This window comes from Pseudoruminococcus sp. (genome assembly GCF_047012705.1).
Lineage (GTDB): Bacteria > Bacillota > Clostridia > Oscillospirales > Acutalibacteraceae > Pseudoruminococcus.
The window spans coordinates 97,155-116,790 of sequence record NZ_JBKXNW010000004.1; the positions used below are offsets into that span (position 1 = coordinate 97,155).

General features: G+C 35.2%; 16 protein-coding genes. 8 read left to right on the forward strand and 8 right to left on the reverse strand.

Translation table 11 applies throughout. The features are described from left to right. Positions 1 to 609: 609 nt before the first annotated feature. A complete protein-coding gene (locus ACLU24_RS05125; protein ID WP_412610791.1) occupies positions 610 to 1,878 on the reverse strand; it encodes a chloride channel protein in 1,269 nt (422 codons plus the stop codon). Between the two features lie 189 nt (positions 1,879 to 2,067). Between ACLU24_RS05125 and ACLU24_RS05130 the strand changes: the two genes are divergently transcribed. The 8 genes from ACLU24_RS05130 (at position 2,068) to ACLU24_RS05165 (ending at position 12,648) form a co-directional block, all read left to right on the forward strand. After that, on the forward strand, positions 2,068 to 3,387 hold the full coding sequence (locus ACLU24_RS05130) for a DUF5711 family protein (RefSeq protein WP_412610792.1): 1,320 nt from the start codon (positions 2,068 to 2,070) through the stop codon (positions 3,385 to 3,387). 478 nt (positions 3,388 to 3,865) lie between these two features. Then, positions 3,866 to 6,502, forward strand: coding sequence for a bifunctional acetaldehyde-CoA/alcohol dehydrogenase (adhE, locus tag ACLU24_RS05135; RefSeq protein WP_412610793.1), 2,637 nt, complete (start codon positions 3,866 to 3,868; stop codon positions 6,500 to 6,502). A gap of 91 nt (positions 6,503 to 6,593) precedes the next feature. Continuing rightward, complete coding sequence (locus tag ACLU24_RS05140) at positions 6,594 to 6,986, forward strand: hypothetical protein (protein ID WP_412610795.1); 393 nt, start codon at positions 6,594 to 6,596, stop codon at positions 6,984 to 6,986. Between the two features lie 13 nt (positions 6,987 to 6,999). Continuing rightward, on the forward strand, positions 7,000 to 7,434 hold the full coding sequence (locus tag ACLU24_RS05145) for a YaiI/YqxD family protein (protein ID WP_412610796.1): 435 nt from the start codon (positions 7,000 to 7,002) through the stop codon (positions 7,432 to 7,434). Between the two features lie 348 nt (positions 7,435 to 7,782). Beyond that, a complete protein-coding gene (locus ACLU24_RS05150) occupies positions 7,783 to 8,661 on the forward strand; it encodes a radical SAM protein (RefSeq protein WP_412610797.1) in 879 nt (292 codons plus the stop codon). Between the two features lie 86 nt (positions 8,662 to 8,747). Continuing rightward, the gene (locus tag ACLU24_RS05155; RefSeq protein ID WP_412610799.1) at positions 8,748 to 9,605 is read left to right on the forward strand and encodes a patatin-like phospholipase family protein; all 858 of its coding nucleotides are present in this window, start codon (positions 8,748 to 8,750) and stop codon (positions 9,603 to 9,605) included. Positions 9,606 to 9,616: 11 nt separating this feature from the next. Then, positions 9,617 to 10,615 (forward strand): hypothetical protein, encoded by a 999-nt coding sequence (locus tag ACLU24_RS05160; protein WP_412610801.1) that lies wholly within the window; start codon positions 9,617 to 9,619, stop codon positions 10,613 to 10,615. 212 nt (positions 10,616 to 10,827) lie between these two features. Continuing rightward, positions 10,828 to 12,648, forward strand: a complete 1,821-nt coding sequence (locus ACLU24_RS05165; protein WP_412610802.1) for a hypothetical protein — start codon at positions 10,828 to 10,830, stop codon at positions 12,646 to 12,648. A gap of 76 nt (positions 12,649 to 12,724) precedes the next feature. On the opposite strand, the gene ACLU24_RS05170 is transcribed toward ACLU24_RS05165, so the two are convergent. The 7 genes from ACLU24_RS05170 to ACLU24_RS05200 all read right to left on the reverse strand — a co-directional run bounded on the left by ACLU24_RS05170 (position 12,725) and on the right by ACLU24_RS05200 (position 19,627). Beyond that, a complete protein-coding gene (locus ACLU24_RS05170; protein ID WP_412610972.1) occupies positions 12,725 to 13,579 on the reverse strand; it encodes an IS3 family transposase in 855 nt (284 codons plus the stop codon). Continuing rightward, positions 13,576 to 14,112 carry a helix-turn-helix domain-containing protein gene (locus tag ACLU24_RS05175; protein ID WP_412609989.1) on the reverse strand — a complete coding sequence of 179 codons (537 nt, stop codon included), beginning with the start codon at positions 14,110 to 14,112 and terminating at the stop codon, positions 13,576 to 13,578. Before ACLU24_RS05175 ends, ACLU24_RS05170 begins: the two co-directional genes overlap by 4 nt. 71 nt (positions 14,113 to 14,183) lie before the next feature. Continuing rightward, positions 14,184 to 15,884 (reverse strand): glycosyltransferase family 2 protein, encoded by a 1,701-nt coding sequence (locus ACLU24_RS05180; RefSeq protein ID WP_412610804.1) that lies wholly within the window; start codon positions 15,882 to 15,884, stop codon positions 14,184 to 14,186. Positions 15,885 to 15,960: 76 nt separating this feature from the next. Further along, the gene (gene glf / locus ACLU24_RS05185; RefSeq protein ID WP_412610974.1) at positions 15,961 to 17,073 is read right to left on the reverse strand and encodes a UDP-galactopyranose mutase; all 1,113 of its coding nucleotides are present in this window, start codon (positions 17,071 to 17,073) and stop codon (positions 15,961 to 15,963) included. Further along, the gene (locus ACLU24_RS05190) at positions 17,073 to 17,957 is read right to left on the reverse strand and encodes a DUF4422 domain-containing protein (protein WP_412610805.1); all 885 of its coding nucleotides are present in this window, start codon (positions 17,955 to 17,957) and stop codon (positions 17,073 to 17,075) included. Before ACLU24_RS05190 ends, glf begins: the two co-directional genes overlap by 1 nt. A 147-nt stretch (positions 17,958 to 18,104) precedes the next feature. Continuing rightward, entirely contained in the window at positions 18,105 to 18,359 is a 255-nt protein-coding gene (locus ACLU24_RS05195; protein ID WP_412610806.1) for an LPXTG cell wall anchor domain-containing protein, read from the reverse strand. A gap of 143 nt (positions 18,360 to 18,502) precedes the next feature. Further along, positions 18,503 to 19,627: an EpsG family protein gene (locus ACLU24_RS05200; protein ID WP_412610808.1), complete on the reverse strand. Its 1,125-nt coding sequence runs from the start codon at positions 19,625 to 19,627 to the stop codon at positions 18,503 to 18,505. Between the last annotated feature and the right edge of the window lie 9 nt (positions 19,628 to 19,636).

The following is a 19,636-nucleotide window of genomic DNA, read 5'->3' on the forward strand; positions in this document are numbered from 1 at the left end:
GATTAAGAAATTAGCAATGAACTACCGCTCAGCCAATAAGTTTATCTAAGACAAATAAAAGTTTTGCTCAAGCTTTTTCAAAAGCTTGCAGGGTCGAGGGACGGAGTCCCTCGTAGGTTTTAAGGGCAAAGCCCTTAAGCGGCGAGTCGCCGCCTCCAAGACGCGGAATCGCTCGACACTTGCAGGGGTAGTTTATTGACGCGGATTAAGAAATTAGCAATGAACTACCGCTCAGCCAATAAGTTTATCTAAGACAAATAAAAGTTTTGCTCAAGCTTTTTCAAAAGCTTGCAGGGTCGAGGGACGGAGTCTCTCGTGGGTTTTAAGGGCAAAGCCCTTAACATCTCTTGCTCTATAAAGGCGGACAAAGTCCGCCCTTATGAAACTAATGTTGTTAACAAAAGAAAAAGTGGCGGATAAAATCCGCCACTCAAAGGCAAAGGAATGTTGAGTTTTGCCCAAAGGTATTTCGCTGTCTGCGGACGACGACCAAAGGCTTTGCCTTAGGTGACTATCCTTTGGAAACTGCGAGCAACTTTCACCAGCTAAGCTGGTGTAGAAAAGGCTCAAGCGAAACTTTTGAGTGTCTTAGGAAGCGATGGCTCGCCGTTAATATTTGGTACGGCGATTGATATATTTTGTTTTGTATTTTGAATATACTATTGTTTGATCGTGATATAATCCATAGTAACCAGACATAAAATAACTTATTGCAACTGCAATCATAAAAAATGGTATGCCGCCTGCACCGAAAAGCTCAAAGCTGATAAGAATAGAAGTTATCGGACAGTTTGTAACACCGCAGAAAAGTGCAATAAGTCCGACGGCCGCACAGACCGAAGGGGAAAATCCAACGATATTTCCGAAAAGACATCCAAAAGTTGCACCAATAAAGAATGTAGGAACAATTTCTCCACCACGAAAACCGGCACCAATAGTTATAGCTGTAAAAATCATTTTCAATATAAAAGCATAGGGAACAGTTTCGCCTTGAAGAGCTTTTGTTATTACAGGTATTCCCGCACCGTTATAATCTCTTGTATTGAATAATAATGTAAGACAAACTATTACTAAGCCGGCAAGAAAAATTCTTATATAAGGATTTTTAAGGTATTTTCTTAGTAAATCGCTTGTTTTATGGAGCATAATGCAGAATGCAATGCTTATACCAGCACAAAAAATTGAAAGACAGACTATTTCAAAGGCGTTGAAGAATGTTAAAGATGGGAATTTTATAAATGTGAAATCCTCGCCGTGAACACCAAAATTAGTTGCAAAGTATGATGCAATCAGAGATGAAAATACACAGGGAACAAGTGCTGCGTAATACATTATGCCAATGCTGACAACCTCCATAGAGAAAACCGCTGCAGCCATAGGTGTTCCGAAAACTGCTGAAAAGGCTGCGCTCATACCACAGAGAACTACAACTCGTTTATCTGCATCATCAAATTTGAACCAGCGTCCAAGCTGATTTCCGATACTTCCGCCAAGCTGTAAGGCAGCACCTTCACGACCTGCTGAACCTCCGAAAAGATGGGTAAGTATTGTAGTTATAAATATAAGTGGAGCCATTCTGAAAGGAATTTCACTTTGTGCATGAATCGTGGACAAAACAAGATTTGTACCTTTATCATTTTTGAATTTAAAAGCGTTATACAGAAAAACAGTTATAAGACCTGCAAGCGGAAGAAAGTAGATGATATAATCATTATTAGTACGAAAGTCTGTAACAACATTCATCATGAAGGCAAATAGTGTGCTAAATCCGCCGACAGTAAGACCTGTTACAATGGAAACAAGCGTCCATCTTAGGAATTTTTTCATCTTGAAATAGATTTTTTTCAGATAGGTTTTAATCAGCTTAAAAAAGGTCAAATACAACACTTCCAATTTTATTTATATAAATAATTATACAGAAGATATTAGATTAAATCAATGATAATATGATTTATTTGACGACTTATAACACCATTATATAGTAGGCTTGAATTTCTTAGGGAATGAATGTATAATAGAGAATATATTGGATTTTTTTATCGAATTGTCGAAAGGATTTAGATATATATGGCAGAAAAAAACAATAGATTTAATGAAGAAAATGAAAAACAAAAAAGACATTCTTCAAGAGGGGAAAGACACGCTGCCGCAAAAGAAAAAAATGTTGCAGATAGACAGGTTGTAAGCTATGAAGATGTTCCTATTGATAAATATGATGAGCCTGCTCCAATTCAGCCTGAACTTATAAAAAAGCTTTTGAAGGTATTGCTGATAATTTTTGGCTGCGTAATTTTACTTCTGGTTATACTTAACTGGGAAAAGCTTTCTCCGGATAATGTTTCAAGATTTATTCAGTATGATTTACTTGGTATATCTCAAGGTGATGGGTATCCTACAAGCATAAACGGAAACGAGATTGCAGACGGAAATTTCGCTCTTATGGACGAGAAAACTCCTGTATATGTAAGCGATACAAGTATTGTACTTTTGAATGATAACGCCGGTCAGAGGCAAAATCTCGGAAATGCCTTCGCAAAGCCTATATTAAGGACAAGTCGCGATTATTCTATGGTTTTCAATGCTGGCGGTACTGGAATTAGAATTTTTAGCCACAGTAATGAAGTTTATAATATATCTCTGAAAAATAAGATTTTCTGTGCTGATATTTCAGCGAGCGGTGTATTTGCAGCAGTAACTCAGTCCGGCGATTATCTCGCAAAGCTTAATGTATATAGCAAGGACAACAAAGAAAAATACGCATATTCTTTTGCAGATTATTATATAAATAATATTTCATTAAATTCCGATGGTACTCGTGCAATAGTTTCAGGTATTTCTGCGCAGAAAGGTTCGCTTGTAAGTGCAGTATATATTCTTGATTTCAGTCAAGAAGCTTATATCGCAAAGTATGAACTCAAGGATAATAGTATTTATGATGTGAAATTCTTTGATAACGGAAATGCGGTCGCAATCGGAAAAAATGAAAGTTATTTTTTTGATATAGAAAATAATAAAAAAAATCTTATAAGCTATGATTCAAAAACAATTACAAATTATGATATCTCAAATGAAAAGGGAATAGCACTTTCTCTTGCAAAATATCCTGATGGTCGAGATTGTGATATTGTAACAATTTCAACAGACGGAAAAACTACTGCGACCATTTCAACAGATATTAAGGTTGAATCAATTTCTAATGCAGATAAAACGGTTGCAGTTTCATTTGGAGATACGATTTATCTTTATGATAAGGAAAGCGGAAAACTTGTTGACCAAAAAAAGTGTGAACAAACACTAAAGAAGATTGCTATGGCTAATGACAATATAGTTTATGCACTTGGAGCAACAGAAGTTATTAAGACTGAGATGAACACTACGGTAAAATAACTGTAAATGAAAGCAAACTTCTCTTTACAGAAATAACACAATAGAGTTACTTTTTAAAACTCTTTTTTTGAAAGGCATTTATTGTTAAAAAGTTTTTTTTGACAATAAATGCCTTGATTTCTGTATTTATAGTCGTTACAAAAAATAAAATATAGCTTCTTATGCGAAAAAGTAATTTTCTACTTTTTTGACAAATAAATTTAAAATTTAAGGCTTAAAATAGCCGAAAAATGGAATTACTATTTTTAAAACAAAATGAATATGTGAAAATTAAACAGAAAATAAAATTATCTCAATATTTTATAAGACAAAATTCCGCAGACAAACTACACACTTTTTGCACCTTAATTAAATTGAAAATTTTTCAGCGAAAATTACATAAAAATGCTTATTGACATTTTTTTAACAATGTCTTATAATCATTCTTGTAAGCAAAACAACTACAAAGCAGATTATATTTATAACAGGAGGACTTATCATGGCTAAGGAGAAAATCCAAGAGGTTGCAGCAGAAAATACTGCAACTGAAACAATCATTGACAACATTGAAGCTCTTCAGGCTAAGATTGCTGCAATGAGAGAAGCTCAGAAAATTTTTGCTAATTACACTCAGGAGCAGGTTGACAAAATCTTTTTTGCTGCTGCTGATGCTGCTAATAAGCAGCGTATCCCTCTTGCAAAGCTCGCTGTTGCTGAAACAGGCATGGGCGTTGTAGAGGATAAGGTTATTAAGAACCACTACGCATCAGAATATATCTACAACTACTACAAGAACACAAAGACTTGTGGTGTTATCGAAGAGGACACAGCATATGGAATTAAGAAGATTGCAGAGCCAATCGGTCTTATCGGTGCTGTTATCCCAACAACAAACCCAACTTCTACAGCTATCTTTAAGTCACTTATCTGCTTAAAGACAAGAAACGCAATCCTTATCAGCCCACACCCTCGTGCAAAGAAGTCTACTATTGCTGCTGCAAAGGTAGTTCTTGACGCTGCTGTTGCTGCCGGTGCTCCGGAAGGCATCATCGGCTGGATTGATGTTCCATCACTCGAACTCACAAATGAGCTTATGAGAGAGTCTGACACAATCCTTGCAACAGGTGGTCCTGGCATGGTTAAGGCTGCTTATTCTTCAGGTAAGCCTGCTCTCGGCGTTGGTGCTGGTAATACACCTGTTATCATCGACGATACAGCTGATATTAAGCTTGCTGTTAACTCTATCATTCATTCAAAAACATTTGATAATGGTATGATTTGTGCTTCTGAGCAGAGCGTAACTGTTCTTAAGGGCGTTTATGACGCTGTTAAGAAGGAGTTCGCAGACAGAGGCTGCTACTTCCTCAAGGGCGACGAGCTCGACAAGGTTAGAAAGACAATCATCATCAACGGTGCTCTTAACGCTAAGATTGTTGGTCAGAAGGCTCACACAATCGCTAAGCTCGCAGGCGTTGATGTTCCAGAAAATACAAAAATTCTTATCGGTGAAGTTGAATCCGTAGACATCAGCGAAGAGTTTGCTCACGAGAAGCTTTCTCCAGTTCTTGCTATGTATAAGGCTGAGGACTTTGATGACGCTCTTGCAAAGGCTGCACAGCTTGTTGCTGACGGCGGTTACGGCCATACATCTTCTCTCTACATTCACCCGGCACAGAAGGAAAAGATTGAGAAACATTACCACGCAATGAAGACTTGCCGTATTGTTATCAATACTCCATCTTCACACGGCGGTATCGGTGACCTTTATAACTTCAAGATGGCACCATCTCTTACACTTGGCTGCGGCTCATGGGGCGGTAACTCTGTTTCTGAGAATGTTGGTGTTAAGCATCTTATTAACATCAAGACAGTTGCTGAGAGGAGAGAAAATATGTTGTGGTTCAGAACACCTCAAAAGGTTTACTTTAAGAAAGGCTGTATGCCAGTTGCTCTTGATGAGCTTGGCACAATTATGCACAAGAAGAAGGCATTCATCGTTACTGACTCCTTCCTTTATAAGAATGGTTATGTAAAGCCAATCGAAGAGAAGCTTGACCAGATGGGTATTCAGCATACTTGCTTCTATCATGTTCAGCCAGACCCAACACTCGCTTCTGCTGAGGAAGGCGCAGCTGCTATGAGAATGTTCGAGCCTGATGTTATTATCGCTCTCGGTGGCGGTTCCGCTATGGACGCTGGTAAGATTATGTGGGTTCTTTATGAACATCCAGAAGCAAACTTCCAGGATATGGCTATGAGATTCATGGATATCAGAAAGAGAATCTACACATTCCCAACAATGGGCGAGAAGGCTTACTTCGTAGCTATCCCAACATCTTCAGGAACAGGTTCTGAGGTTACTCCTTTCGCTGTTATCACAGACGAAAAGACAGGTCAAAAGTATCCTCTTGCTGACTATCAGCTCCTTCCAAATATGTCAATTATTGATGCTGACAACATGATGAACCAGCCAAAGGGTCTTACAAGTGCATCCGGTATCGATGCTCTTACTCATGCTCTCGAGGCTTACGCTTCAATCATGGCAACAGATTACACAGATGGTCTTGCTCTTAAGGCAATGAAGAACATCTTCACATACCTCCCGTCAGCATACGAAAACGGTGCTAACGATCCACACGCTCGTGAGAAGATGGCAGATGCATCTTGCATGGCTGGTATGGCATTCGCTAACGCATTCCTCGGTGTTTGCCACTCACTCGCACATAAGCTTGGTGCTTATCATCACCTCCCACACGGTGTTGCTAACGCTATCCTTATCACATCTGTTATGCGTTTCAACGCTGATCCAGTACCTGCAAAGATGGGTACATTCTCACAGTATCAGTATCCACACGCTCTTGAGAGATATGTTGAGTGTGCTAACTTCTGCGGTATCTTCGGTAAGACAAACGAAGAAACATTCGAGAAGTTCATCGACGCTATCGAAGAACTCAAGGCAAGAGTTGGTATTAAGAAGACAATCGCTGACTACGGCGTAGACGAGAAGTACTTCCTAGATAACCTCGATAAGATGGTTGAGGATGCATTTGACGACCAGTGCACAGGTGCTAACCCAAGATACCCACTTATGAGCGAGATTAAGGAAATGTATCTCAAAGCTTACTACGGTAAGTAATACCGCTTATAAATATTAACTGCTTAAGGAATTCCCACGGACGCTTAGTCGTTTCGTGGGATTTTCTTTAATATCAAAAGGGGGAATTTTGTTGCAATTAGACTTTATCAAGCTTGTAGCGGGTTTAGGCTTGCCTCTTTTGTCAACGATTCTTGGTCTATTTGTCGGAAATATTATACTTTTCGATAGCCTGCTAATTTCGGCTGTCTGTGGCTATTTTTGCTATTCAATTTTAGCAATTCACCCTGCATATTGTATTGCAGCAGCGGCAGTTTTATGTCTGATATTGTTTTTGATACAGCATACGCAGATAGGATTTTGGGCAGTTGCTATGCTTCTTTCGTATTGCTGGGGATTTGCATTTGCGGTATTTGCTTATTTTATAAGTGGAAATAGTCAACTATGGTTTTATTCAGTGCTGATTTCAGGTTTTATAATAATGCTTTTGCTACATATAAAGGCAAATAAAAATAGTTTGAAATAAAAGAGATATAATTATGAAGATTTTTATTGATGGCGATGGCTGTCCTGTTATAGATTTGACTATCTCTACGGCTAAAAATTATGGCTTAGAGTGTATTATAATCTGCGATACTGCTCATTCCATAGAGCGAGATGGTGCAAAAACGATTACAGTTTCAAAGGGCAGAGATAGTGCAGATTTTTATTTGGTAAATATGCTCTCTAAGGGGGATATATGTGTAACACAGGATTATGGACTTGCGGCAATGTGTTTATCAAAAAAGGCGTTTGCACTTAATCAAAATGGACTTATATACGATGAAACAAATATAGATTCACTTTTGCAATCACGCTATCAGGCACAAAAAATAAGGCGAGCTGGTGGTAGGTTGAAAGGTCCAGCAAAAAGAACTGCAGAGCAGAACGAGAAATTCAAAAAATCGCTCGAAAATTTGATTAACATAAATTAAAAGTTTAGCTTGAGTCTTTTCAAAGGCTCATAAGTCAAGGGCAAAGCCCTTGTTGCTCTCCGCAGAGAGCGAAATACTTTATCCTTCTCAAAGCGCAGGAGGGTAGAAAAACATTCTAAAGAAATGTTTTTTCGTAGGGAACCTTCGCAGGGGGTTCCCTGTGGGTATCGACCCACAACGAAGTTGTAAAATTGCTCTACAAGTTTCAATCATGGTGGTATTAGGGAAGGTTATTGATACTGATGAAGTAACTATCAATGAACTACCGCAGAAGTAGAATTATGTTATGTAAATATATACAACAAATTTCGCCTATAGAAGATTATGGTGAAAGAGGGGAGAGTAATTGTGAATGTTATAGAGGCTTGTACTATTTGTCCAAGAAAATGTTCGGCCTATCGAGATGAAAACGGTGGAAAAGGCTTTTGCCATGCTGGAACACTTCCTAAAATAGCAAGAATAGCTCCACATCTTTGGGAAGAACCTTGTATAAGCGGAGAAAATGGTTCAGGAACGATATTCTTTTCAAGCTGTGTGCTTGGCTGCGTTTTTTGTCAGAATAGCAAAATAAGCAGAGAACCTATTGGTAAGATTTTTACAAAAAAAGATTTTATCAATGCTTGTGAAGAATTGATAGAACAGGGAGTTAATAATATAAATCTTGTCAGCCCGACACCTTATGCTGAATTTTTGCTTGATGTGTTCAAGGAATATCGTCCGTCTGTGCCGATTGCTTTTAATACTGGTGGTTATGAAAGTGCTGAAACAATCCGTAAATTCGAGGGCATAGTGGATATTTATATGCCTGATTTTAAATATGCAAGTAACATTCTTGCAAAAAAATATTCCAATGCACCGAATTATTTGGAAAATGCTCTTGCTTCGCTTAAAGAAATGATTCGTCAAAGGGGAGAGGCAAAGTTTGATGATAAGGGGATTATGCAGAGTGGTGTTATTGTTCGACATCTGATTTTGCCGAATAATATCGAAAATTCTCTTGATGTGCTTGATATACTTGACCAATTTTCAGATAAAATTTTATTAAGCCTTATGGCACAATATACACCGCTTGGAAATGCAGAAAAATATCCAGAAATAAACAGAAGGCTTACAGAAAAAGAGTATCAGAGAGTGCTTGATTATCTTGATACCACAGAGCTTGACGGCTTTTTGCAGGAACTTTCATCTGCAAGTGAGGAATATGTTCCGGATTTTAATTTGATATGAAATTGTCTAAATGCTTTTTATGAAATATATGGATTTTTTTCAAAAATAAGGATATAATAAAATTATTACTATAAGGTGGTGGAATTATGTCAGTTGGTTTGATACTTGAGGGAGGAGGTACTCGTGGAGTTTATACTGCGGGAGTGCTTGACTCCTTGATTGATAATAAGATATTTGTTAATGATGTTTATGGAGTTTCGGCCGGTGCTTGTAATTCGCTTAGTTATATTTCTAAGCAGCGTGGCAGGAATTATAAAATATTTGATGAATATATTCATGACCCGAGGTATCTTAGCATTAATTCATACTTTAAAACGGGTTCGGTTTTCGGCTTGGATTTTATATTTAATGAGCTTTCAAGAGAGCTTGTGCCATTTGATTATTATGAATTTTTTAAAAGTCATACAAGACTTACAATAGGTACAACGGATTGCGTTACCGGTAAACCTTTGTATTTTACTAAAAAAGATTTAGACGAGGATTTTATACCTGTAAGAGCTTCATCTTCTTTGCCACTTGTATCACCGATTGTTAATTTCAGAGATTATAAGCTTCTTGATGGAGGTATAGGCGACCCTATTTTGATTGAAAAGGCTATTTCAGACGGCCACGAATATAATATTATTATTTTGACACAGGATAAATATTATAGAAAACCACCGAAACCAGATTTCCCTAAGCCTATATTGAGAAAAAAATTTAAGGATTATCCGAATTTTGTAGAAACTATGTTGGTAAGACCGGCTGTATATAATAGACAAAAGGAGCTTTGCTATAAACTACAAGAACAGGGAAAGGCCATCGTTATTCAACCACCAGAGCCTATGCCTGTCGGCAGATATACACGAAACAGAGATAAGCTTAGAGCTGTTTATGAATGGGGCTTGAATGACGGTAATAATGCCGCAAGAGAAATTAGAAAGTTTATGATAATTCATTCTTGATGAGGTGTGAAATGACAGACTACCAAAAGCTATTAAAAAAACTTTTTGAAAAGTATGATGAAGAATTAGCTTTAGCGTTAGACGGAAATATAGAACAGTATTGTTATAAAGAGATTTATACAAAAGAATATGGTACAAGTGACGCAAATTATAAAAATAGATTGAGATTATCATATGCTATTTTATATACTAAAAAGTATGAGGAGAATTTTAGAATTGATGGCTTGATTCTAAAGCTATTTAACGAGGAATTGTTTGATAGAGAAAGCAACAGCTTTCAGGGAATAGGAAGATGTCTTGAAATTCTTACTGAATTGATGAATAAGTATGATGTTCCAGATAGAGATATGCTTTTTGAGAGGGCAAAGAAAGCTAATTTCGACTGCTATTGTGGATATAATAGCGAATATGTTTCTCCAACGCTTGAAAGTTATAATATTGAAGAAGCAATTGAACTTTTAGTAGAGCTTGATGAAAAGAAACTTGCCCAAAAATTGCTTGTTGAGTATACATATTCAGATGATATATGCGATGAAGCCAAGATGTATTTCTGTATGAGGAATTTTAAGAATATTGGTGATATTGATAATGAGATTTATTGTGCAAAAATGCTCTTAAATATGGAGGTTATGACCGGCAATAACTATGCAATTTGCAACCGTATGCTTGAGCTTCTTACAATCTATAATAAGAACAATCAATATAACGAGGCATCAAAAGTTTTTGATATGCTTATTCCAAGGCTTCATTCTATTGATGAATGGTATAATACTGTATTAGGCAGAAATGCTCTTGAGCAGTGTATGGATATTATTTTGCATTGTGAGGATTTAGCAGAGGATTTGTGGGAATGGTCTGAGCCGATTCTCAAGAAAATTATAGAAAAAATGCACGGAAGGTTATATAATAAGGCATCTTTTGCAGCGTATAAGATGGGAGATTTCCTTTTTTCAGAAACTTTATCTAATAAATATGATGAACTTATGTCTCCGCTTGGTAATAAATACTAATTATTACATATAAAAAATGTGTGATTTGTAGTATTATATCAGTATTGCAAGAATGTTGTTGACAATTAGGTTTTAAGGCTGTATCATTATATATATATGAAAAAATGTAATTTTGTTTTGAAAAATGCTTTAAAAGAATTTATAGTACTAATAAATTCAAAAAATAATTTTACAAATAAATAATATTTATGTTTTAGGAGAGTTTAAAATCTATGGGTCTTGTTACACTAAAGCTTCAAAATTTAGTATTTCCAACTAACAAGTATCTCAACGAACATTGGTGGCTTCAATATCGTGGAGATAGATTATTTTATAACGATGAGCGTGGTTGCTATATGCTTCCACAGTATCGTTTTGTTGAATTTTTTACTTATTTTAATTCATTTTCTATTAAAAAATGGAAACACTTTACCAACATAACAAATGTATCACTTCATTTGAAAATTAAGGGACACTTTTTTGTAAACACTTTTGGCCATTATATTAGAAACAATGTTATAGAAAAAGAAATTTCTGAGGATAAACATTATAATTTCCCAGAACCAACAGAGCTTGTTATTAATTTCGAGCAAGAAAAGAGTTCGGTTATTTCTTTTCAGATTTCTTCACTTTCAGAATGTGAAATATATTCCGGCTACTATGCAACAGAGATTGACGAGGAGCAAATTCGCAATGTAGATATAGCTATTGCTACAACTACATTTAAGAAAGAAGAATTTATTACTAAAAATGCAGAGATGCTAAAGAATGAAATTCTTTATTGTGATGATGAATGCTCAGACCATTTTTATGTTAATATAGTCGATAATGGCAGAACGCTTAATCCCGATGATTTCAATGGCAGTAAGATGCATGTTTTCCCGAACCAGAATGTTGGTGGCTCAGGTGGATATGCAAGAGGCATGATTGAAGCCCTGCGTGGTAAGAAAAAACCTACTCATGTTCTTCTTATGGACGATGATGTTATTATCGTTGCAGAGAGTTTAAAACGTACATTCTATCTTCTCAGAGTCATTAAAGATGAGTATAAGGATAGATTTGTCAGTGGCGCTATGCTTTACTATGAAAAAATGAATGTTCAGCATGAAGATGTCGGTTATGTACATAAAGACGGTTCATATGGTCCTCAAAAGCCTTCATTTGAGCTTCAGAAATGGGATTCTGTTGTTAAAAACGAGGAAAACTATGATAAGTTTGATGACCATTATGCAGGTTGGTGGTACTGCTGTATTCCTACAACATATATCGAGGCAAACAAGCTTCCACTTCCGCTCTTTATTCGTGGTGATGATGTTGAGTATAGCCTTAGAAATGATGCGAAATTTATCACATTGAATGGTATCTGTATTTGGCATATGGGCTTTGTTACAAAATATAATGCCGCTATGGAGCTTTATCAGGTTCATAGAAACAGCCTTATTTTCCAAGCATTCAGTGGAGTATGCCAAGATATAGACTTTGTTAAGAGAATTACAGATTTCTTTAAGGTTGAAATCCGCAGATTTAACTATAATAGTTGTGAACTTTTACTTGAATCTATTGATGACTTTATGAAAGGCCCTGATTTTCTCTTTAAGCCTGAGGGTGAGCGCATTATGAAAGAACATGGTGCGATGAACGAAAAGCTTGTACCAATAGAGGAAAATTATCCTGATATTGAGGTTAATCTTGATAATCTTTATAAATTTGAAGAGCTTGGATTCTGGCAGAAAGTATTTTATAAGATTACAGTGAATGGACATTTATATCCAAAATTTATGCTTACTGATGAGGTTGGCGTAATTGCTTACGACTGGTTTAACTGCCCGAAAAAGCAATATAAAAGAAAGGTTTTACTTGCTGTTAATCCTTATGAAAATACCGGTGCTATGCGTGTTCTTTCAAGAAAAAAATATCTTGAGCTTCGCAAGCATTATAAAAAGACTTTAAGAAATTACAAGAAAAATCATAAGAAGGTTGAAGAAGAATTCAGAAAGAAAAAAGATGAATATACATCTTATGAATTCTGGCTAAACTATCTTGGAATTAAATAATAAATCATAAATAAAAGAGCTAATCTTCTGAATTTAAAGTGATATGTACCCAGAATTCTGGACACATATTTATAAATTAAGCTGAACACATGGATGTCTTCCTGTATTGTACAGGAGGCATCCATTTTGTTTTTGCCTGAATTCTTTTATTGTTGTAATAATCTATATATTCTTTGACAGCTTTTGCAAACTCATCAAATGTTTTATAAGCATTTTCGTACCCATAATACATTTCATTCTTCATCCTACCAAAGAATGTTTCCATAATACAGTTATCGTAGCAATTGCCCTTTCGTGACATACTCTGGATAATGCCATGTTCTTTTAAACAATTCTGATAGTAAGTGTGCTGGTATTGCCATCCTTGATCTGAATGAAAAATCAATCCAGTTACATTTGGGAAACTTCTAAATGCTTGATCAAGCATTCTTTTTATTTGTTCCATATTGGGGCTTAATGAGATGTCATAAGATATTATTTCATTTGTTGCCATATCAAGTATTGGAGACAAATAACATTTACCCCAAGAAAAATTGAACTGAGATATATCGGTTGTCCACTTTTGAAGTGGTTTATCGGCAGTAAAATTTCTATCTATTATGTTGCTAGCAATTCTTCCAATTTCACCTTTGTAAGAATGATATTTCTCCTTTGGACGCTTGCCTATCATTCTAGTTTCGTGCATAATGCGCTGTACTCGTTTGTGATTCACCTCATAGCCTCTATTACGTAGTTCTCTGTAGACACGTCTAACGCCATATCTGCATTTGTTTTGTTCAAAGATAATTTCGATTTCTTTAACCAAATCCGCATTTTTTACAGCAATAACATCTTCTTTGCTAAGCTCAAAGTAGTAAGTGGATTTAGCCATTTGCATAGCTTTAAGAAGATACTTTAATTGATATCCTTTTTCTCTGAGTTCTTTGATTATTGCCGCTTTTTCGCCTTGAGATGCGCAGCTTCCTTTTTTTCTCTCAAGGCGATCTCTTTTTTTATTACTTCAATCTCTGTCTTGATATATTCATTTTCGGCACGAAGTCTAACTAATTCTTCATATTCTGATTCTTCTAACTTCCTTGGCTTATTGTAATTAATCTTCTTCATATCTAGATTCTTTTTGGGACGACCTTTCTTACAATTTACAAGACCATTATATCCCAAAATCATATATTTGTGAACCCATTGATATAATAGACCATCACCTATTCCTGCAGAAAATGCAACAGATTTGTTAGATTCACCAGCCAAAACACGTGCAACTAAGGCATAACGTTCCTCTGGAGTCCATTCTTTGTTATTCCCTTTGTGTCTTAATGCATCAGGACCACATGCATCCTCAATTCTAACCCATTTACGAACTGTTATATGAAACGCCTTAGTGCTTAGACCATCTGGTGTATCAGGCCATTGACCCTGTCGATATAATTCTACGGCATTTCTTTTGTACTCATAACTATAACGCATAAAAATAACCCTCCTTACTGGTTTTGTCCAGCAAAGAGGGTACATATCAAAGAAGATTAGCTCTTTTTGACTTATTTTGAGAAGTAATTTTGCCAATATTGTTTTGAGCTTAGTTTTTTCTGATTACTTATATAAGCTTTTCTAACTTTCTTATATTTTGTTAGAAATTTAAAAAATATGCGAATTGTCTGCCCAACAACCCAAAAAAGTTTTCGTTTTTTGAGTTTAGTGACAAAAGCAAACGAACCATCTGATTTAGTATGTGCAATGTATCTTGCACGAAATGTCTTTCTGACCTCGGTATCTGTCAAGGGGAGTTTTATGCAAATGTTCTTTGATGGAAAAATATTTCCTCCGAAGCTTGGATAATATATTGCAAAATTTACTATCTTAGGCTTAGAAATAACTTTCGCATTGCCAATAATGCTATTATCATTTGAAGGTTTTGCGAGTGAGGAAAGGTAAGTATTATATTCTGCAATATCTATGCTGAGAAGCTTTTCAGGCCCTTCCATAAAATCATCATATGCTTTAACTATTAATTCTGCAAGAAAATATCTTTGTAATAGTGTGAAGCGTGTAATTGATGCAAATAGTTTTCGGATATTTGTAATTACGCCTGTATTTTTGTTATGGAGAGCAGTATTTATAAGTTCGTTTCTTTTTATATAGTATTCAAAGTGTCCTGCGTATTTTCCCTCAAAGCCATCATGCCAAACAGCAATACCATTCATGGTTATTATGGGTTTACGACAGCGAATACCATATTCTACATCATCGCTTTTGATAAAATATGGCATAGGGTAACCGAATTTTTCCCCAAATGCAGTTGGAAAACAACAATACCACCAGGCTTGATAATCTGCTTTTGGAAGTTTATCATTTTCGATAATGCTTTCTTTTTTACGCAAATCTACTTCGTGACCAATAGGTGAAAGGTAGAATCCGTCCCATAAAGCGCCACATTCGTGTTGTAGATATGGAATCTCAGAATGTAGCATTACACCACCAATAAAGCTATCATAATATTCGGGTTTTAGGATTTTTAGTAGGGAATAGGTTTTGAGAATAACATTTGTATCGAGAGTTATGTCATCATCAAGAAAAATGATATGTGAACAGCCAAAATTAACAGCTTCAAGCAAACCTCTTGCAAAGCCTCCACTGCCACCACAGTTTGGATTATGTATAATTGTAATGGTACTGTCAGAAAGTGTTTCAGGCAGTGTAGAGCCATTATCTATAACAAAAACCTTCAGAGGTATAGAATACTTTAAACTGAAATCACGCAGACGTTCCATATTTGAAATAATGTACTTTTCACGCTTATATGTGCAGAATGATGCAGCAAGAAAAATATCTCTTTGTAGGTTTATTTCAGTTTCATAAGAACCAGAAAAAATTTGACAATCACTTTTTGCCAATATTTCGGGATAAAAAATTTCTCCATCTTTAGCCTCTGAAATTGAAAAGCTTATTGAAACAGTTTCAGGATTACTATTTTTTATAAGTTTTGAAGTAATAATGTTGCCATTTTCACGCTTTATAAAAATTTCGGCAGAGCCTTGAATTTTAATTTTAAAGGCAATATTTTTGGCAAGGGTATATTTTTTATATTTTCCTGCGGAAAAGCTGTTAAAGTAACTGCACAAACTACAAGAAGTGCCACATTTGATATTAAGACAGTTATTTTTGTAGTTTGTGTTATTACCATCGAAATAAAGCTTACTTTCATCGACAAGTATAGGAAAAGATAGCTCAAATAACAGCATCTTGCAGTACCCCTTTTGTAAAATGATAGGGAATCCAAACGGATTCCCTATTGAAAATTTATTAGAAGTTTATATCTTATTCACCAAATTCTTTAGCAATAGCCTCGAATACAGCAGCTATAACTTTATCCATATCATAATACTTATAGTTGCCAAGACGACCACCAAAGATAACATTTTCTTCCTTATCAGCAAGCTCTCTGTATTTAGCGAAAAGTGTGTTATTCTTATCATCGTTGATTGTGTAGTATGGTTCGTCGCCAAGCTTCCACTCGGAAGAATATTCACGAGAAATGACAGTCTTAGGTTGTTTGCCAAATTCGAAATGCTTATGTTCGATGATTCTTGTATATGGAACTTCTCTATCGGTGTAGTTTACAACAGCATTACCTTGGTAGTTATCTGTATCGAGAACCTCTGTTTCAAAACGAACAGAACGGTATTCAAGAACACCGTAGCAATAGTTATAAAATTGGTCTATCGGACCTGTGAAAAGTGTTTTCTTTATGCTTTCTGCATTCTTGCTATCCTTAATCCACTCGAAATAATCTGTATCTGTAAGAACATCAATGCCTTCAAGCATCTTCTCGATAATTTTTGTGTAGCCTCCGATAGGAATGCCTTGATAACGGTCATTGAAGTAGTTGTTATCGAATGTAAAGCGGAGTGGCAGACGCTTAATGATAAATGCTGGAAGATCCTTGCAGTCACGCTCCCATTGCTTTTCAGTGTAACCCTTTATAAGCTTTTGATATACATCTGTACCTACGAGTGAGAGAGCCTGTTCTTCAAGGTTTTTAGGCTCTGTGATGTTGAGGTCAGCAATTTGGTCAGCAATAATTTTCTTAGCTTCAGCAGGTGTTTTAATGCCCCAAAGCTTAGAAAATGTATTCATATTGAACGGGAGATTATAAAGTTCATCCTTATAAATAGCGACAGGGGAGTTGATATAGTTATTAAACTCTGCAAATGTGTTGATATAATCCCAAATCTTTTTGTCACTTGTATGGAAGATATGAGCACCATATTTATGTACATTGATACCCTCAATATTTTCGCAGTAGATATTTCCGCCGATATGGCTTCTTTTATCAATTACAAGGCACTTTTTTCCTCTTTTTTTTGCCTCATATGCGAACATAGCACCATAAAGACCTGACCCAACAATTAGATAATCGTACATTTTAATCAACCTTTCATTATTTTTCTTAATATATTTCGTCTGAAAGACCCCGGAGGGAAAATCAAATTTCCAAGCTTATTACACGAGAAATTTTTGGTTGCACCACCGACTTTGGCAAAATGAATCCTTGGTAATTCAGCCCAATTTATAGAACCTTCTTTTTTGATATATGTCATAAATACTCCGAACAGTCTTTCAGCCATCATACCGTCATCTCGTTCAATACGCTGTGGCAGATTTGCATCGACATATTCAAGAATATCAAAAAGCCAACTGCAATAGCTATCAAAAATATCTCTACGCATAACAAACATATTACAAAAATATAAGTATTTGCCAAACATATATTCATCAAATGCAGGCAAAAACTTAGGATAGCTCAATTTCAATTTTTCTTTAATTAATTTATATTCCGCTTCTCCATTCTTTTGTGTTCGTATTAGATTTTGATATGTAGTTTCTGGCATTTTCTCAGGAATAACTCCTATAATAGGATAAACTTTAAGAAGTGATAGAATGTATTCTTCATTATATCCATTTTTTTCAAGAAGTTCTTTTGTCGGATAATCTTTAACTATATATGGTTTTGGCAATTTTCTTTTAGAATGACTTTTATCGACCAAATTTTGTCGATTGAACGATATATATCTTCGGCTATGAAAAAAACCGAGATAATCTGCATCAGAGTTTTTCCAAGCATAATAATGAACTGTAAGTTCACAATAATATGGGTTTTTTTTAGAAATATTATCACCGATATTATCTTTAAGCATATTTAAATCGATATTATTATGTAAAGCAGCACCTGCATATATATTATAAAGAAATGGAAAACAAGGTTTATTATTTAATGCGGAGCAAGAAATATATATTGCAAGTTTACTATTCAAATTATCATCACCCATAGAAATATATCAATTTCATTATAATATATTTTATGGAGCTTGGCAATAGTTTTTTGGCTATAAACAACAAACAGCAGACCGATTGAGCGGCCTGCTGTTTCGAAAACACAATTGAATTTTCGACTGTAAGGATTATTTTGCAGTTTTCTTTGCCTTTACAGCAACAATGATTGTTGTAAGAGCAACTACAGCTACTGCACCAGCAACGAGAAGAAGAGTTGTAGAAGCGTCGCCAGTTGTAGGTACTTTGCCGTTGCTTACGACATTTGAAACTTCACTTGGCTTAACTGATGTACTATCGCCAAGGTTTGCTGCTGAAACGCTTGCTGCAATAGAACTTACTGCTACACTTGCTGTTGCAAGAGCTGCAAGAATCTTCTTTTTCATTTAGGGTTCCTCCTAACATCATTTATTATACATTTTTCAGTACAATAGAATTATATCATTAAGTTACAATATTGTCAATAATAGAAAAACTAAAAAATAACAGTAAAAAGAGGCTATATTGTGAGATTTTATGGTAATTATAATTAAAATGTCCAAGATGTATATGGTATAACGCCATGTGCATTCTTAAACATACCATATGTGAATATAGAATATGATAGAACTAAAATGACTATTGTGAGTATATTTGATTGTCTTTTAAACCTTTTGACATCTTCCGCAGGCGTTTCATTTGGTAACATCGCGTTATTTTTAACACGGCCGAAACCATATTTCTCAACAGACGAAATAAGCTCCGGAACAAGTAATGCAATATAGATAAAGAAATAATATGAGAAACGCTCCAAAATAGAATGTTTTGCCATAATTACCATAAAGAATGTTCCTGCGAATACCATACTTATAATATAACGGTTATTTGGATTTGTTTTGAGCATTTTTTCTGCATTTAATAATGTAAATACAAGAATAATAATCGGAACTACTGCATAAATCAAGGAAATTCCTTCGTTTATGAATTGTGTATTATTATATTCCTGATGGAAAATTTTTGTAATGAGGTTAAGTATTCCTGTTGAAGAAAAATAGAAAACTGTTAGAGCATAGCCATAGAATATTACTTGTTTTCCGGTAGGACGCATTTTTGTTATGAAATAGAATGGAATCATAACAAGTACGGTTGAATGGAAAAGCGAGGCGAAAAGAATTATTAAAAGGAACCAGAAGAATTTCTTTTTTTTGATGAATTGCCAAGCAAGTAATGTTATTGAAACTGCGATAGCTTGACGAATAAAATTCATTTGCATAAAGAAGAGGAAGAAATTTATATACATAAATGTTCCAATCCAGACTTTTTCTGTGTTGCGATAGATAAATATAGCAACAGGAATCAGAGTGAAAATTGCAATTACTGCGAAATAAGAAGTATAGCTTGGAAGAATCATTCCGAGAAGCTTTGTTATAAGAACAAAACCATATTCCCAGTCATAATAGGTGAAATTCCAGAAATCTTGAGTTTGTAAATCCATAAAGGCTTTGGCGTATAAAACATAGTCGTATCCGATAAGAAATCTAAATATAGTTAATAAATAAAGCTGTCCGAAAGCTAAAAATAGAAATATCATATTTTTAGCTTTTGATGGCTTATGAAAGCAGAGTATTACTGCCCAAACTAATATAAGTAAGTTGTTTAAATGATAAATCAGCATATTGTTCCT

Bases quoted from the DNA above. Each gene is read 5' to 3' on its own strand.
- ACLU24_RS05130 (WP_412610792.1), top strand. From the start codon at position 2,068: ATGGCAGAAAAAAACAATAGATTTAATGAAGAAAATGAAAAACAAAAA.
- adhE (WP_412610793.1), top strand. From the start codon at position 3,866: ATGGCTAAGGAGAAAATCCAAGAGGTTGCAGCAGAAAATACTGCAACT.
- ACLU24_RS05145 (WP_412610796.1), top strand. From the start codon at position 7,000: ATGAAGATTTTTATTGATGGCGATGGCTGTCCTGTTATAGATTTGACT.
- ACLU24_RS05155 (WP_412610799.1), top strand. From the start codon at position 8,748: ATGTCAGTTGGTTTGATACTTGAGGGAGGAGGTACTCGTGGAGTTTAT.
- ACLU24_RS05160 (WP_412610801.1), top strand. From the start codon at position 9,617: ATGACAGACTACCAAAAGCTATTAAAAAAACTTTTTGAAAAGTATGAT.
- ACLU24_RS05165 (WP_412610802.1), top strand. From the start codon at position 10,828: ATGGGTCTTGTTACACTAAAGCTTCAAAATTTAGTATTTCCAACTAAC.
- ACLU24_RS05175 (WP_412609989.1), bottom strand. From the start codon at position 14,112: ATGCGTTATAGTTATGAGTACAAAAGAAATGCCGTAGAATTATATCGA.
- ACLU24_RS05180 (WP_412610804.1), bottom strand. From the start codon at position 15,884: ATGCTGTTATTTGAGCTATCTTTTCCTATACTTGTCGATGAAAGTAAG.
- ACLU24_RS05195 (WP_412610806.1), bottom strand. From the start codon at position 18,359: ATGAAAAAGAAGATTCTTGCAGCTCTTGCAACAGCAAGTGTAGCAGTA.
- ACLU24_RS05200 (WP_412610808.1), bottom strand. From the start codon at position 19,627: ATGCTGATTTATCATTTAAACAACTTACTTATATTAGTTTGGGCAGTA.